The organism is Actinopolymorpha cephalotaxi (genome assembly GCF_013408535.1).
GTDB lineage: Bacteria > Actinomycetota > Actinomycetes > Propionibacteriales > Actinopolymorphaceae > Actinopolymorpha > Actinopolymorpha cephalotaxi.
In genome coordinates this window covers 4,950,730-4,965,073 of record NZ_JACBZA010000001.1, presented here as the reverse complement: position 1 = coordinate 4,965,073, position 14,344 = coordinate 4,950,730, and the positions used below count along the sequence as shown (strand labels likewise).

Here is a 14,344-nt window from a genome sequence, read left to right as displayed (position 1 = left end):
CGCGCCGGTACTGTCTGGCCAGGGATGTTTCGACCGGGAGGAGGACATAGTGGCTGATCTGATCACCCTGCGTGGGCTCCGCGTCTTCGGCCACCATGGCGTCCACCCCGAAGAACGCGCACAGGGCCAGACCTTCGTGGTCGACGTGGCACTCGGCGTCGACACCCGGCCGGCGGCCCTGGCCGACGACCTCTCCCAGACGCTCGACTACTCACTGCTGGCGACCCAGGTCGCCGACGCCGTGGGCAAGCAACCAGTTGATCTCATCGAGACGGTGGCGCAGCGCGTCGCCGATCTCTGCCTCGACCATCCGCGGGTCGAGCATGTCGAGGTCACCCTGCACAAGCCCGAGGCGCCGGTCGGGCTTTCGCTCGACGACGTCGCCGTGACCATCCACCGGAGCCGTACGTGAACGAGACCCCCAACCCGCACATCATCGACGCCGACACGTTGACCGGTGGGTTCCGCCCGATCCGGCGGGTCGTGGTCGCGCTGGGCAGCAACCTCGGCGACCGGGTGGCCAACCTGCAGGGCGCCCTGAACGCGGTGGCGGACACCCCGGACGTCGAGATCGTCGGGGTGTCGCCGGTCTACGAGAGCTCGGCCGTCGGTGGCCCCGAGGGCTCGCCGGACTTCCTCAACGCCGTGGTGGTGGTCGACTCGACGCTGCACGCCCGCACCCTGCTGGAGCGGGCGCTGGCGATCGAGGACGCCTTCGGCCGGGTCCGCACCGAGCCGGGCGCTCCCCGCACCCTCGACGTCGACCTTGTGGTGGTCGGCGACAAGGTGATCGAGGAGGACGACTTCGTACTCCCGCATCCCCGTGCGCACGAGCGTGCGTTCGTGGTCCTTCCGTGGGCATCGGTCGACGCCGACGGCATGATTCCCGGCCAGGGCCGGGTCGGTGACCTCGCGTGCGAGGTGGACACGACGACCATCACGCGCGTGGACGGCCTCGAACTGCGCATCGAGTGAGACCAGTGCGTACGACGCGGCCAGCGGTACTGGTCGCCCTGATCCTGATCGGTGGCGCGGTCGCCTGGAGCGGCGTCGCCATCCTGCAGGCGATGGGTCAGACGGTCGGGCGGACTCCCTGGTCCGCTTCCGGCGGGCTGGCGTTCTTCGCCGCGTTGCTGCTGCTCGGCGCGTGGTACATGTACGACCGGGTTCACCGCAAGCAGCGGTCGGTCGACGGGCTGACCGCGGTCCGGCTGCTCGCGCTGGCCAAGGCCAGTTCGCTGGTAGGCGCGCTGGCCGTCGGGGTGTACGCCGGGATCGCGATCCGGTTCCTGCCCAGCGCGGACATCCCCGACGTCCGCACCCGGGTGATCCGGGCGGCGGTGACGGTCGTCGCCGCCGTGGCCGTGATGGTCGGCGGGCTGCTGCTCGAACGCGCCTGCAAGGTGCCGGAGGACCCCGACCAGGAGGAGCGCGCGGTGCGGCGCGGCGGGAACGGTCACCGCGACTGAGGTCCGCGGCCATCCCGCGCGGTGCCGCGCGGCGCAGCGGGCGCCGGTCCGGTGGGCGAACGAGGGCGGGCCGCGCCGGTTTCGTCCCGATATCGTGTCAGCGGTGTGACGTAAGGTAGCCGACACTCGGTAAATGCCGGATATGCCACACATCCGCGGCCACAAACCGTAACCTCTCCCCATGCCACGTCAGGGGGATCACCGCGTACGTCACCTCGCCAGATGGGTGGCGACTCCGGTGCTGGTGCTGAGCGCCGCACTGGTGTTGTTCGCTCTCACTCAGGGCGCTCCGGCGCTGCTGGCAGGTGCTGCCATCACCACGCTCGTTTCCGGAGTCGTCGCGGTGGCCGTCTACGACATCGAACTACTACGTGCCCGGCGCGCGCACGGCGCCGACCGGGCCGCGCAGGCGCGCTCCTACGCCGCGATGTACGCCGCGCACGTCCGGGTGATGGCCCAGGGCTTCACCCTCGCCAACAACCGGCAGCAGCTCGAGGTCCCGGCCAAGCCCGCGGGCGCCGAGGACGCCGCCACGCCGGCGGGGAAGGTCGAGCAGGCCGCCCGGGTGGCGCGCGCGGCGACGCCGGTCCGCACGCAGCGGCGTGCTGCCGGCAGCGGAAACCTGGTGGAGTGGGACACCCTCGCCGGTGCCGGGCCCGAAGCCTCTGCCGAGAAGGCCGAGCCTGCGAAGAAGGACGAGGCCACCGAGGTCAAGCCGGCGGCGAAGGCCGACGAGAAGGCCGAGAAGCCTGCCGAGGCCAAGCCCGCGGCGAAGACCGAGAAGCCCGCGGCGGTGGCCGAGGAAAAGATCAAGCCCGCCGCGAAGGCCGACGAGGAGTCGAAGCCGGCAGACAAGGCCGACAAGGCTGCCGAGGCCGAGGCCGCGAAGGCGGAGGAGAAGAGCAAGCCCGCCGCGAAGGCCGAGGAGTCCGAGGAGTCCGCGGAGGGGGCCGAGCACGCCGACGCCAAGCCGGCGGCTCCGGAGCTGTGGAAGGGCACCGACGCTCCCACGGTCGTCAACCTGAAGGCGTGGGAGGTACGCGCCCGGATCGCCGAGGAAGAGCGCGCCGCCCAGGAGAAGGCCCAGGGCAAGGCCGCCGACGCCGGGCAGGACGGCGGGAGCGACCGGACCAGCGCACCGACGAAGGCGGCCGAGGCCGACGCCGGCAAGGAATCCTCCGCCCAGGAGCGCAAGGGCGCCTGACCGTCCCCAGTTCCTAACCCAGTTCGTAGCCCGGAACAGCGGGCCGGCCGAGTTCAGTCTCGGCCGGCCCGCTGTCCGTTTGCCGACCTGGTGGGCTACTTGTCGATGTCGCCGACCACGAAGAACAGCGACCCCAGGATCGCCACCAGGTCGGCGACGACGCAGCCGGGTACGAGTTCGGGCAGGACGGCGATGTTGTTGAACGACGCCGAGCGCAGCTTCAGCCGCCACGGGGTCTTCTCCCCGCGGGACACGAGGTAGTAGCCGTTCAGGCCGAGGGGGCTCTCGGTCCAGGCGTACGTCTGTCCCTCCGGTGCCTTGAGGATCTTCGGCAGCCGTACGTTGACCGGCCCGGGTGGCAGTGTGCGCAGCCGCTCCACGCAGGCGCGCGCCAGGTCGAGGGAGACGTGGATCTGCTCGCGCAGCACGTCGAACCGCGCGAACGAGTCGCCCTCGGTCCGGGTGACGACCCGGCCGGGGCCGCCGGCCGCGAAGAGTTCGCCGTAGGCGAGGTACGGCTCGTCGCGGCGCAGGTCGAAGTCGACCCCGCTGGCCCGGGCGATCGGCCCGGAGACGCCGTAGGAATGCACCAGGTCCGCCGGCAGGACCCCCACACCCCGGGTGCGGGCGCGGAAGATCTCGTTGCCGAAGATCAGGTCCTCGAGGTCGGGCAGCCGGCGGGCCACCGCGCCGATAGCAGCGTCCACCCGGTCCAGCCAGCCGGCGGGCAGGTCCTCCTTCAGTCCGCCGACCCGGTTGAACATGTAGTGCATCCGGCCGCCGGAGATCTCCTCCATCACCTGCTGCAGCGTCTCCCGCTCGCGGAACGCGTAGAAGATCGGCGTGATCGCGCCGACCTCCAGCGGGTAGCTGCCGAGGAACATCAGGTGGTTCAGGACGCGGTTGAGCTCGGCCAGCAGGGTGCGCGCCCACACCGCGCGGACCGGCACCTCGATACCGGTCATGCGTTCGACGGCGAGGACCACTCCGAGCTCGTTGGCGAACGCCGACAGCCAGTCGTGCCGGTTGGCGAGCATGATGATCTGGCGGTAGTCGCGTACCTCGAACAGCTTCTCCGCGCCCCGGTGCATGTAGCCGACGACGGGCTCGCACCCGACGATCCGCTCACCGTCGAGGGTGATCCGCAGCCGCAGCACGCCGTGGGTGGCCGGGTGCTGGGGCCCGATGTTGAGGATCATGTCCTGGGTGGCGAGCTCGTCACCGCCGCCCCGCTCGTAGCGCTCCGTCCCACCGGACAGGCCGGCCGCTCCCGCGCCGAGGCTCACGATCCGTTCGGTCGTCACGGCGCCCATGCTCGCACGCGGACGGCCGGTTGATCAGCACGGCTCGGCCGCCCGTCGCGGCCGTTCTTTCGGCCACCTGCCCGGCCGGACGTCTCGGCCGGCCTCCTTCGCTCGGCTAATCTCCTTGGCTATGGACACGTTGTTCGCGCCGCCGGGGGAGCGGTGGCAACCGGTGTCCCCTCGGCTGTGCCAGTTGCGGCGGGTGGTCCTGACCTTCTGGACCGGACTTCTGGGACTGGCCGGCGCGGCGGCCGCGGGCCTGCTGCTGGGCTGGGGCTACGCCGCGGCCGTGCTGGCGGTGGCGGCGGCCGTCTTCGGCTGGGGCTGGTGGGTGGTCGGGCGCAACTGGCGTTCGTGGGGGTACGCCGAGCGGGGCGACGACCTGCTGGTCACCCACGGTGTGCTGTTCCGCACGCTGGTGGTGGTGCCGTACGGCCGGATGCAGTTCGTCGACGTCACCGCCGGCCCGGCCGAGCGGAAGTTCGGGATCGCGAAGGTGCAGTTGCACACCGCGACCCCGGCCACCGACGCCGAGATCCCCGGACTGCCGCCGGAGGAGGCCGAACGCCTGCGTGATCGGCTGGCCGCGCTGGGCGAGGCGCGGGCAGCGGGCCTGTGAGCGAGCAGGACGCGCACCGCGAACCCCTCGCCGCCGGTACGCCGCTGCCGGACGGCCCGCCGCTGCCGGACGGTGGTGACCCGGCCGCGGTCACCGCGCTGCGCCGGCTGCACCCTGCGACCCCGGTGCTGAACGGCTGGAAGTGGTTCGCGCTCGCGATCGCGGCGATCGGCCAGAACGCCGTCCGCGACCTGAACTTCAAGCTGTTCGGCCTGCAGGTGGTGGCCGCGCTGGTCCTCGGTGTGGTGCTGGGGACGTTCTCGTGGTGGTTCACGAAGTACCGCATCGAGGGCGAGGAGCTGCGGATCGAGAGCGGCTTCCTGTTCCGGCGTTCGCGCCGGATCCGGATCGACCGGCTGCAGGCGGTGGACATCGTGCGGCCGGTGCTGGCGCGGTTCCTCGGGGTGGCCGAGCTCCGGCTCGAGGTCGCGGGCGGCGGCAAGACCGAGGCCCCGCTGGCGTACCTGAACGAACCCGGCGCCCAGCAACTGCGGGCGGAGCTGCTGGCCCGCGCGGCCGGGCTGGACGCGGACACCCCGGAGGCCCCGGAGCACCAGCTGGTCGCCGTACCACCGGGTGTCCTGCTGGCGTCCACGGTGGTGAGCGCGCCGTTCCTCACCGCCGTGCTGGGGTTCGTGGTGGTCGCGATCGCGTCGGTGGTCGTGCGCGAGATCGTCGGCCTGGCGTTCCTGCTGCCGTGGGCGCTCGGCGGACTCGGGGTGGTGTGGCGGCAGTTCGTCGGCGAGTTCGGCTTCACCGTGAGCCAGTCGCCGGACGGGCTGCGGATCCGCAAGGGCCTGCTGGACACCTGGGCACAGACCGTCCCGCCGGGCCGGGTGCAGGGCGTGGAGATCGAGCAGCAGTTCCTGTGGCGGCCGAAGGGCTGGGTGAAGCTGTCGGTCGACGTGGCGGGGTACGGCGGGAAGGGCTCCGAAGGGCAGACCTCGTCCACCCTGCTGCCGGTCGCGCCCTGGCCGGTGGCCAAGGCCCTGCTGGAACGCGTGCTGCCGGGCGTCGACGTGGACGGCGTCGCCCGGGTGGCCGCGCCGCGCCGGGCCCGCTGGCTGCGCCCGATCGGCTGGCGCTACCTCCGGCACGGCGTGGACGAGCGGGTGTTCGTCAGCGACGCCGGCTGGCTGACCCGGCGGACCGCGGTGGTGCCACACGTCAAGATGCAGAGCGTGCGGGCCACGCAGGGGCCGTACCAGCGGCTGCTCGGCCTGGCCAGCGTGCACGTCGACACCCCCGTCGGCCCGGTCAACGCGGTCGCTCTGCACCGGGCGCCCGAGGTGGCCCGGGAACTGGTGCGCGACCAGGCCGAACGCTCCGGGCTGGCCAGGCGCACCGCCGGGCCCGAGCGCTGGATGCAGCAGCGGATGGCGGTCGCCGCGGTCCCGCCGGACGCGCCTCAGCCCACGGAACGCGGCGTGCGACCGGACGCTTCCGTACGACCGGACGGGGACGGGGACAGCGCCGTCGGCGGATCCGGCTCGCCCAGCGCCTGACGCAGGTCGACCGCCCGGGCGCCCGGCCCGGGGAAACTCGTCTGGGCCAGCCACCAGAAGTCGCCGAGCCCGCCGGGAGCGACGAGTTCGGCCGCCTCGCCGGCCCGGGACAGCGCACCCAGATAACCGACGGGATCCGTACCGGCCAGGGCGAGCGGCGGCCGGGCGGCGTCCACGCCCAGTGCGGTCAGCGCGGCCCGCTGGGAGGTGAGCACCGTCTGGCCGGCGCCGGCGCGTTCGCCCGCCCGGGCCACCGAGTCCACCGCGACGTGGGCGGTGATGTCGCAGGAGCGGTCGGGTACCGGCGCGACCGGACGGCCGGAGCGGTAGCCGCGGAGGGTGCCCGCCGGTGGGCGCCGCCACCGCACGTGGCCGTAGTCGACGGCGAGGGCGAGCCCGGACCGCAGCCGGCGTACGACCTCCGCCCAGGCAAGGTCTCGTGGCCGGCCGATCTCCGCCCGGGCGCCGGGCGGCCCGTCGGCCAGCGGCCACCACTCGGCCAGCCAGGCGAGGTCCTCCTCGCCGACGGGGGTGCCCAGGCGTTCGTCGCCGGTGGCGGCGTCCACCTCCACCAGCCGGGGCACCCGGGCCTCGTCGAGCTCGGCGACGTCGACGGGGATGTCGTCCAGCCACTCGTTCGCGACCAGTAGCCCGTCCACCTCCTCGGGGAGGTCGGCCGTCCAGCGCACCGCCTCGGGCAGGCCGGCCGGCCGCTCGGCCACCTCCACCCCGACCAGCCGAAGGCCCGGGTCGAGGTCGTGCAGGGCACGCAGGAGTTCGCCCCGCCCGGCGCCGACGTCGACCACGGTCCGCGCCCCGACGGTCCGGGCCAGCCGCGCCAGCGCGGCGGCGAAGGCGGGAGAGACGTGCACGGACGTACGGAAGTGCGCGGCCGGCGCCTGCGTACGGAAGAACCCCTCCGCGCCGTACAGCGCCTCCTCGGTCGCGGCCCGCCACGTCCGCCAGTCCCGCCTCGCGTCCCCCATGGCGGCGACCCTATGCGGTCCACCCTTACTTCGCCGGGTGAAGCCGGGTGAAGCCGGGTGAACTGGTCCTGCCCGGGGACCCCGGGTCCTACCCAGGGTGGACGCTCGCCGCCGCGCCGAGACGTACGCTCGGGCCGTGCGCCTCCACCAGCTCTACGACTGGCCGCGCCGCCGGCCCTATCTCGTGGACGGCGCGCTGGCCGCCTCGCTCGCGTCGTTCGGCCTGCCGGTCGGGTACGCCGTGGACCAGGTGCTCGGCCTGCTCGTCAGCACGGCGCTGATCCTCCCGCTGGTGTGGCGGCGCCGTTACCCGATGAGCGTGTTCCTCGTGGTCACCCTGGCCTGCCTGGCCCAGGTGGTGTTCATGAGGTCGCCGATCGGCGCCGACCTCGCGTTCCTCTTCGCGCTCTACTCCGCCAGCGCCTACTCCCGGCAGACGGCGGCCCGGATCGGCGCGCTCCTGGTCGGCGCGGTCGGGTCGTTCCTGGGGCCGGTCGACTGGGGGCTGTTCACCTACTCCCGGCGGGGCGCGCTGGACGTGCTGCTGCCCGGTCTCGTCCTGCTGGCGATGGTCGCGTTCGTGTGGACGTTCGGTGACCTCATGCGCACCCGCCGGGCGTACGTCGGGGAGCTGGAGGAGCGCGCACGGAGGCTGGAGTTCGAACGCGACCAGCAGGCCAGGCTGGCCCGGTCGGCCGAGCGGGCCCGGATCGCCCGCGAGCTGCACGACGTGATCGCGCACTCGTTGTCGGTCGTGGTCGCCCAGGCCGACGGCGGGCTGTACGCCGGGGCCAAGGACGCCGAGGCGGCCCGGACCGCGCTGGCCACCATCGGCAAGACCGGACGGCAGGCGCTGGCGGAGATGCGCCGGCTGCTCGGCGTGCTCCGGACCGACTCCGCACCCTCGATCGTCTCCGAGACGGCCGCGGCCGGGCCCGGCGAGCTGCCGTACGCCCGGTCGTACGGCAGCTCGGAGGTCCACGCCGACGTCCACTCCGACCCGCGCTCGCAGACGCGCTCGGAGACGCGCGGGGCAGTCGGGCCGGGCCGCACCGTGGTGCAACCGGTCGCTCGGGAACCCGTGGGCCCCGAGCTCGCCCCCCAGCCGAGCCTGGCCCAGCTGCCCGACCTGATCGAGCAGGTGCGGGCCAGCGGGCTGCCGATCGAGGTGGAGGTCGGCGGCCACGAGCGGCCGCTCACCGGCGGCACCGAGCTCGCGGCGTACCGCGTCGTGCAGGAGGCGCTGACCAACACCCTCAAGCACGGCGGGCCGCGCACCAGCGCCACCGTCCGGCTCCGCTACGACCGGGACCGGCTGCGGATCCACGTCCTCGACGACGGCCGCGGCGGTGCGGCGCACGGCGACGGCAACGGGCACGGCATCCTTGGCATGCGCGAACGCGTCGCGGTCTACGGCGGCCTGCTGCGGGCGGGCCCGCGGATCGGCGGCGGTTTCGAGGTGCTGGCGGAGATTCCGCTCAGCGGAGACGAGACGAGGGTGGGCACGTGAAGATCCGGGTCTTCCTGGTCGACGACCAGGTGCTGGTCCGTACCGGCTTCACGATGGTGGTCGACTCCCAGCCCGACATGGAGGTCGTCGGCCAGGCGGGCAACGGCGCCGAGGCTCTCGAACGCCTCAGTGTGGTCGGCGCCGACGTCGTGCTGATGGACGTACGGATGCCCCGGATGGACGGCGTGGAGGCGACCCGCCGGCTGCGGGCCCGCGGCGGGGCGGCGCCCCGGGTGATCGTCCTCACCACCTTCGACCTGGACGAGTACGCCTTCACCGCGCTCAAGGCCGGCGCGGCGGGCTTCCTGCTCAAGGACGCGCCACCGGACGACCTGCTGTCGGCGGTCCGGGCGGTGCACTCCGGTGACTCGGTGGTCGCGCCGAGCACCACCCGCCGGCTGCTGGAACGCTTCGCCCCCCATCTGCCCGACCAGGACGAACGTCCCGACGAACGCGTCACCGGCCTCACCGAACGCGAGCGCGAGGTCCTGCTGGAGGTGGCCCGCGGCCTGTCCAACGCCGAGATCGGTGCCCAGCTGCACCTCGCCGAGGCGACCGTGAAGACCCACGTCGGCCGGATCCTCGCCAAGCTGGGGTTGCGCGACCGGGTGCAGCTGGTGGTCTTCGCGTACGAGAACGGCCTGGTCCGCGCCGGCGCCTGAGTTACGGTCTCTGCAGGGCTCTCGCTTCGGGGGAGGAGGCCCTCGATGACTCGTGAGCGCTCCTTCGCCGGCATCAAAGTCTCGCCCGTACGACGTGCCGACCTGCTCGCCGAACTCGACCTGGGGGACCGGACGGACGGCACCCGCCCGCTGACGGTCACCTACCTGAACCCCGACTACGCGCGCCGGGCGTTGCGCAGCCCGCGGCTCCGGGACGACATCAACGCCTTCGACGTGGTGCTGGTCGACGGCAACGGCGTCCGGCTGCTGACGCCGCTGTTCGGTTTCACGGTTCCCGAACGCCTGGACACCGACTCCCTCGCACCTGACGTGTTCGGCCGGCTCGCCCGGCGCGGCATCGCGGCCACGACGTTGCGGGTGCCGCCGACGTTGACCGCGTCCGCGCGCACCGGGTCGAGGTCGCAGAGCGGGAACCCGACCAGCGCGGCGAGGTGCACCACCGCGTCGTGCTCGGGCACCTCCCGCGCCACCTGGTCGGCGTTGGTGACGTCACCGCGGACGACCCGGGCGCCCAACCTGTGCAGGCCGATCGCCTGACCCTCGCCGTAGCGCAACCTTGTGCACGATCTCGGTCCCGTCGTCGCACAACTCGACGTACGTGCCGTGCCCCGACGTGACCAGGATGTACTCGTCGAACTCCTTGTGGTAGTGGAATCCCCGCGCGTTGCCGGTGCGGGTGAACAGCAGGTTCCACTCCACGATCGGGCGCTCGGGATAGTAGGTGAAGATGCCGCCGCGTCCGTCCCGGACAGTGTCCAGGTTGCACTCGGGACTCAGCCGCTGTGCCGTCATCACGACCTCCCCGGGTCGATCACGGTGCCCCGCGGACCTCCGGGGGGTTGGTACAGATACCGCAGTACGACGTCCGCGACGTACTGCGCCGGATAGAAGGCGTTCGGGTCGCCCGGCGGCAGTTCCCCCGGCGGGTTGGCCGGTGTGCTCACCCGGCCGGGCCAGATCATGTTCATCGTCACGGGGGCGGCGGCGTCCACGCGGGCTGGCGGACGTTGCCGTTCTGCAGGAAGCTGCCCATCAGCACGACGTTGCGGGGGTTGCGGGGACTCCCCACCAGGCCGTGATCCTCCAGCGCGCTCCACAACGCGAACGGCCCGAGCGCGTTGGTCCGCAAGTGCCGCTCCACCTGGTCGACGGTCCACTGCGAGCGGCTCTTGTCGGCCAGCGCGGCGTTCAGCACCACACCGTCCAGTGGCCCGCCGGTCATCGAGGCGAGGCGTTCCACCGCCGGCGGGATCGCCTCGACGTCGCCGAGGTCGGCCTTGACCCAGGTGTCGACACGTCGCGGCGGTGTCCTGCTCAGACTGACAACGCGGTCACCGCGCGCCTCGACCGCATCGCGATCGCGGCGCCGAGTCCGTACGACGCACCGGTCACCAGGATCGTCCGCGTCCGGCCCTCCGTCATCGCCCTGCCCCCCTGCCCAGTGGTGGCACGAACGTAGCAACGCCAACCGGGTCGGACAGCGGGGCTTCGCGGCTATCCAGAACGAGGTGTATTCCGGCTACGGGGTGGACGGAGAACCTCGGCCGGGAATGCCCTGCCGGCCGGAAACAAACCGCCGTGCCGGGGTCCCCGTAGGGGTGTGCCGTACGCCGCAGGTCGTACCCCGCTCACCCCTGGAGGTACGTACGAGCCTGCGAAGGCCATCATCGCGGCGGACGCCCGCCGAGGGCTCGGGAACCTAGGCTCGACGATGGTTCGCCACGGGGGCGAACCCCCCTGCCCCACGAAGGAGTCCACGCATGACATCCGCGCCATCCACGGTCGGCGTCGAATCGGCCGCCAGCGCCGTCAACCTGGTCAAGACCTACGGCTCCGGCCCGACCGCGGTCCGGGCGCTGGACGAGGTTTCGTTGGAGTTCGGCGCGGGACAGTTCACCGCGATCATGGGCCCGTCCGGGTCGGGCAAGTCGACGCTGATGCACTGCCTGGCCGGGCTGGACGCCGCGACGTCGGGTTCGGTCGTGCTCGGCGGCACCGACCTGACGACGCTGTCCGACCGGCAGCTCACGGTGTTGCGCCGGGAGCGGGTCGGTTTCGTCTTCCAGGCGTTCAACCTGATGCCCACGTTGACCGCCGAGCAGAACATCACCCTTCCGCTGGAGCTGGCCGGCCGCCGTCCGGACGAGAAGTGGCTGGCCACCCTGATCGACGTCCTCGGTCTCGCCGACCGGCTGAAGCACCGTCCTTCCGAACTCTCCGGCGGCCAGCAGCAGCGAGTGGCGATCGCCCGCGCGCTGGCGTCCCGTCCGGACGTCGTCTTCGCCGACGAGCCCACCGGAAACCTCGACTCCCGTACCGGCGCGGAGGTGCTGTCGTTCCTGCGCCGGTCGGTCCGCGAGTTCGGGCAGACGATCGTCATGGTGACCCACGACCCGGTGGCCGCGTCCTACGCCGACCGGGTGGTGCTGGTCGCAGACGGCCGGGTGGTCGGCGAGATCGACCGCCCGTCCGCGGACGCGGTGCTGGACGCGATGCGTGAGCTGGGGGCCTGACCGATGCGCCGGATGATCCTCGCAGCCCTTCGCGGGCACGCCGGCCGGTACGTTGCCGGCGGTCTGGCCATCATGCTCGGCGTGGCGTTCGTGGCCACCGCGCTGATGGTGCTGAGCTCTGCCAAGGCCGCGATGGCCCAGGCCGCGGGCGCGCAGTACGCCCGGGCCGACCTCGTGGTCACCAACGCCCCGAAACCGATCACCGCCGCGGTGGTCGACCGGCTCGGCCGCCTCGACGGCGTGGCCGGTGCCGCCGGGCTGGCCGGCGGGGCTGTCCGGGTGCAGTTCCCCGACGCGTCCAGGCCGACCTTCGCGAGCGTGTCCGGCCTGCCCGCCGACCCGTCCTTCCGCTGGCAGCGGGTGGACACCGGCCGGTTGCCGTCCGGTCCCGCCGAGGTGGCCGTTCCCCGCGACCTGGCCCGCGACCGGGGCCTGAAGGTCGGCTCGGTGCTGCGCGTCGAACTGGTCAGGGGCGCCATCCACCCGGCCCGGGTGGTCGGCGTGGTCAGCGGCGGCTCGCTGCAGGACAGCTCCTCGCTGGTGGCCGACGACAGTGCGATCGCCGCCTGGTCGGGTGAGGTGACCTACGGCGAGGTGCTCGTCCGCACCGCCCCCGGTGCGGACCGGACCGCCGTGACCGACCGGCTGCGCGAGGATGTCAGGGGCGCGACCGTGCAGACCGCCGCCCAGCGCACCGACGAGCAGGTCAGGTCGTTCACCAACGGCGTCGACGTGCTCGGCGGCCTGCTGCTCGGGTTCGCCGGCATCGCGGTCTTCGTGGCCACGCTCGTGGTGGCCAACACGTTCACCATCCTGCTCGCCCAGCGGACCCGTGAGCTCGCCCTGCTGCGCTGCGTCGGCGCCCTTCGCCGGCAGGTCTTCGGGTCGGTGGTGGTCGAGTCGCTGCTGCTCGGTCTGGTCGCCTCGGTCGCCGGGATCGCCGTGGGCACCGGGCTGGCCGGGCTCGCGGTGGTCCTGCTGGGCCGGTCGTCGCTCGGCATCCCGGCCGGCGGGCTGGTGGTGACCCCGGCCGGGATCGCCGTACCGCTCGTGGTCGGCCTGGTCACCACGGTGCTGGCCGCGCTCGCCCCGGCCCGCCGGGCGACCAGGGTGTCGCCGCTGGCGGCGCTGCGCCCCGAGCTCGCGGCCGGTGCCCGGTCCCGGGCCGGGATCGTCCGGACGATTCTCGCGGTGCTGTGCGTGCTGGCCGGTGGGGCCGCCCTGCTCGGCGCGATGACGCTGACCGGGTTCATGGCCGCGCTCGCGATCGGGATCGGCGGCGGGCTGTTGTCGTTCGTCGGGATCCTGCTGGGCGCCCCGCTGCTGGTACCCGCGCTGGTACGCCTGCTGGGCGCGCTGACCGGCCGGTTCGGCGGCCCACCGGCCCGGCTCGCCGTCGGCAACGCGGTCCGCAACCCGCGACGTACCGCGGCCACCGCCGCCGCCCTCCTGGTCGGCGTGACCCTGATCGCGATGATGAGCGTCGGCGCGGCGTCGGTGCAGAAGTCGTTCAACGCCTCGCTGGACAGCAGGTACCCGCTCGACCTGAGCGTGGATGTCTCCACCGGCGCCCTGCCCGACGCGGTGGTGAAGGGGATGCCCGGGGTCGAGGGGGTCTCGCGTACGGCGACTCTCACCGGCGCGCAGGTCCGCGTCGCCGCCGCCGGCACACCGGCGCCCGGCCAGTCGATCGAGACAACCGTCACCGCGGTGGACCCCTCGAAGGCGAACGCGGTGCTGCGCAACCCGAAGTTGCTCACCGGCGTGGGCGAGCGTACGGCGGTCGTCGGGCCGTCGACGGCGAACTCACTCGGCGTCCGCAACGGCGACCGGCTCACCCTCGGCACGGGAAGCTCCCGGGTCGAGCTGCGTGCCCGGGTGGTGCAGAGCGAGGCCCTCCCGCAGGTGCTGGTGAGCTCGGCCGACCTGGCCCGGGTGGCGCCGAAGGCGCCGGTCACCGCGGTCTGGGCCCGGGTCGCCGACACCGCCGACGGCACCCAGGTGGTCAGCCGGGCCCAGGAGGTCGTCGGAAACGACGACACGATCCACCTCGGCGGCGCCGCTGCCGAACGCGCGATCTACGACAAGGTCCTGAACGTGCTGCTGCTGGTGGCCACCGGCCTCCTCGCCGTGGCCGTGGTGATCGCCCTGGTCGGCGTGGGCAACACGCTCAGCCTGTCGGTGCTCGAACGCACCCGCGAACAGGCGATGCTGCGCGCCCTCGGCCTCACGAAGGGGCAGCTGCGGGCGATGCTCGCGGGCGAGGCGTTGCTGATCGCGGCGGCCGCGGTGGTCGCCGGGCTGGTGCTCGGCACCGCGTACGGCTTCGCCGGCACGCGGATCCTGCTGGGCGAGGTGACCTCGCACATCGAGTTCGGCGTCCCTGTCGGCCGGTTGGTGCTGGTGGCGGCGGTCGCGCTGGCGGCCGGGCTGGCCGCGTCGGTGCTGCCGGCGCGTCGTGCCGTCCGCGTACCCCCGGCCGCGGCGATCGGCACCGAGTGACCGCGGGCTACTGAACCGTTGCGCCGCCGGCCCCTGGGCCGGCGGCCCG

The 14,344-nt window shown here is 73.1% G+C and carries 16 protein-coding genes; 10 read left to right on the top strand and 6 right to left on the bottom strand.

Going from position 1 to position 14,344, the window contains the following annotated elements; genetic code table 11:
• Positions 1 to 49 precede the first annotated feature (49 nt).
• From folB to FHR37_RS21890, 4 genes are all read left to right on the top strand, one after another.
• Entirely contained in the window at positions 50 to 412 is a 363-nt protein-coding gene (folB, locus tag FHR37_RS21905; protein ID WP_092882303.1) for a dihydroneopterin aldolase, read from the top strand.
• Complete coding sequence (gene folK / locus FHR37_RS21900) at positions 409 to 975, top strand: 2-amino-4-hydroxy-6-hydroxymethyldihydropteridine diphosphokinase (RefSeq protein WP_092882304.1); 567 nt, start codon at positions 409 to 411, stop codon at positions 973 to 975. The genes folB and folK overlap by 4 nt, the downstream gene beginning before the upstream one ends.
• A 5-nt stretch (positions 976 to 980) precedes the next feature.
• On the top strand, positions 981 to 1,469 hold the full coding sequence (locus FHR37_RS21895; protein WP_175542409.1) for a DUF3180 domain-containing protein: 489 nt from the start codon (positions 981 to 983) through the stop codon (positions 1,467 to 1,469).
• A gap of 181 nt (positions 1,470 to 1,650) precedes the next feature.
• Complete coding sequence (locus FHR37_RS21890; RefSeq protein WP_139238860.1) at positions 1,651 to 2,673, top strand: hypothetical protein; 1,023 nt, start codon at positions 1,651 to 1,653, stop codon at positions 2,671 to 2,673.
• Between the two features lie 95 nt (positions 2,674 to 2,768).
• Here FHR37_RS21890 and FHR37_RS21885 read toward each other — a convergent pair whose 3' ends face one another.
• Positions 2,769 to 3,986 (bottom strand): NADH-quinone oxidoreductase subunit D, encoded by a 1,218-nt coding sequence (locus FHR37_RS21885; protein ID WP_092882307.1) that lies wholly within the window; start codon positions 3,984 to 3,986, stop codon positions 2,769 to 2,771.
• 121 nt (positions 3,987 to 4,107) lie between these two features.
• On the opposite strand from FHR37_RS21885, the gene FHR37_RS21880 reads away from it, so the two are divergent.
• Positions 4,108 to 4,596: a PH domain-containing protein gene (locus FHR37_RS21880; protein WP_092882308.1), complete on the top strand. Its 489-nt coding sequence runs from the start codon at positions 4,108 to 4,110 to the stop codon at positions 4,594 to 4,596.
• A complete protein-coding gene (locus FHR37_RS21875; RefSeq protein ID WP_092882309.1) occupies positions 4,593 to 6,101 on the top strand; it encodes a PH domain-containing protein in 1,509 nt (502 codons plus the stop codon). Before FHR37_RS21880 ends, FHR37_RS21875 begins: the two co-directional genes overlap by 4 nt.
• On the opposite strand, the gene FHR37_RS21870 is transcribed toward FHR37_RS21875, so the two are convergent.
• A complete protein-coding gene (locus FHR37_RS21870) occupies positions 6,005 to 7,087 on the bottom strand; it encodes an SAM-dependent methyltransferase (protein ID WP_092882310.1) in 1,083 nt (360 codons plus the stop codon). The two genes, FHR37_RS21875 and FHR37_RS21870, sit on opposite strands and share 97 nt — an antisense overlap.
• Before the next feature lie 136 nt (positions 7,088 to 7,223).
• Between FHR37_RS21870 and FHR37_RS21865 the strand changes: the two genes are divergently transcribed.
• Positions 7,224 to 8,597, top strand: coding sequence for a sensor histidine kinase (locus FHR37_RS21865; protein WP_092882311.1), 1,374 nt, complete (start codon positions 7,224 to 7,226; stop codon positions 8,595 to 8,597).
• Positions 8,594 to 9,259, top strand: a complete 666-nt coding sequence (locus FHR37_RS21860) for a response regulator (protein WP_092882312.1) — start codon at positions 8,594 to 8,596, stop codon at positions 9,257 to 9,259. Before FHR37_RS21865 ends, FHR37_RS21860 begins: the two co-directional genes overlap by 4 nt.
• A gap of 176 nt (positions 9,260 to 9,435) precedes the next feature.
• Here the strand turns inward: FHR37_RS21860 and FHR37_RS33515 are convergent, their stop codons facing one another.
• The 4 genes from FHR37_RS33515 to FHR37_RS21840 are packed head-to-tail and all read right to left on the bottom strand — an operon-like array spanning position 9,436 to position 10,520.
• Positions 9,436 to 9,795, bottom strand: a complete 360-nt coding sequence (locus FHR37_RS33515; RefSeq protein WP_378079820.1) for an NAD-dependent epimerase/dehydratase family protein — start codon at positions 9,793 to 9,795, stop codon at positions 9,436 to 9,438.
• Positions 9,770 to 10,072: a hypothetical protein gene (locus tag FHR37_RS21850; RefSeq protein ID WP_092882314.1), complete on the bottom strand. Its 303-nt coding sequence runs from the start codon at positions 10,070 to 10,072 to the stop codon at positions 9,770 to 9,772. The genes FHR37_RS33515 and FHR37_RS21850 overlap by 26 nt, the downstream gene beginning before the upstream one ends.
• On the bottom strand, positions 10,072 to 10,254 hold the full coding sequence (locus FHR37_RS21845) for a hypothetical protein (protein WP_139238862.1): 183 nt from the start codon (positions 10,252 to 10,254) through the stop codon (positions 10,072 to 10,074). The genes FHR37_RS21850 and FHR37_RS21845 overlap by 1 nt, the downstream gene beginning before the upstream one ends.
• Positions 10,251 to 10,520: a Rossmann-fold NAD(P)-binding domain-containing protein gene (locus FHR37_RS21840; protein ID WP_092882316.1), complete on the bottom strand. Its 270-nt coding sequence runs from the start codon at positions 10,518 to 10,520 to the stop codon at positions 10,251 to 10,253. Before FHR37_RS21840 ends, FHR37_RS21845 begins: the two co-directional genes overlap by 4 nt.
• A gap of 520 nt (positions 10,521 to 11,040) precedes the next feature.
• On the opposite strand from FHR37_RS21840, the gene FHR37_RS21835 reads away from it, so the two are divergent.
• A complete protein-coding gene (locus FHR37_RS21835) occupies positions 11,041 to 11,793 on the top strand; it encodes an ABC transporter ATP-binding protein (protein WP_092882317.1) in 753 nt (250 codons plus the stop codon).
• A gap of 12 nt (positions 11,794 to 11,805) precedes the next feature.
• Positions 11,806 to 14,295: an FtsX-like permease family protein gene (locus FHR37_RS21830; RefSeq protein ID WP_175542410.1), complete on the top strand. Its 2,490-nt coding sequence runs from the start codon at positions 11,806 to 11,808 to the stop codon at positions 14,293 to 14,295.
• The last annotated feature ends 49 nt before the right edge of the window (positions 14,296 to 14,344 follow it).

Coding starts and splice junctions, on each gene's coding strand:
- FHR37_RS21835 (WP_092882317.1), top strand. CDS start 11,041: ATGACATCCGCGCCATCCACGGTCGGCGTCGAATCGGCCGCCAGCGCC.
- FHR37_RS21885 (WP_092882307.1), bottom strand. CDS start 3,986: ATGGGCGCCGTGACGACCGAACGGATCGTGAGCCTCGGCGCGGGAGCG.
- FHR37_RS21880 (WP_092882308.1), top strand. CDS start 4,108: ATGGACACGTTGTTCGCGCCGCCGGGGGAGCGGTGGCAACCGGTGTCC.
- FHR37_RS21830 (WP_175542410.1), top strand. CDS start 11,806: ATGATCCTCGCAGCCCTTCGCGGGCACGCCGGCCGGTACGTTGCCGGC.
- FHR37_RS21850 (WP_092882314.1), bottom strand. CDS start 10,072: ATGACGGCACAGCGGCTGAGTCCCGAGTGCAACCTGGACACTGTCCGG.
- FHR37_RS21870 (WP_092882310.1), bottom strand. CDS start 7,087: ATGGGGGACGCGAGGCGGGACTGGCGGACGTGGCGGGCCGCGACCGAG.
- FHR37_RS21890 (WP_139238860.1), top strand. CDS start 1,651: ATGCCACGTCAGGGGGATCACCGCGTACGTCACCTCGCCAGATGGGTG.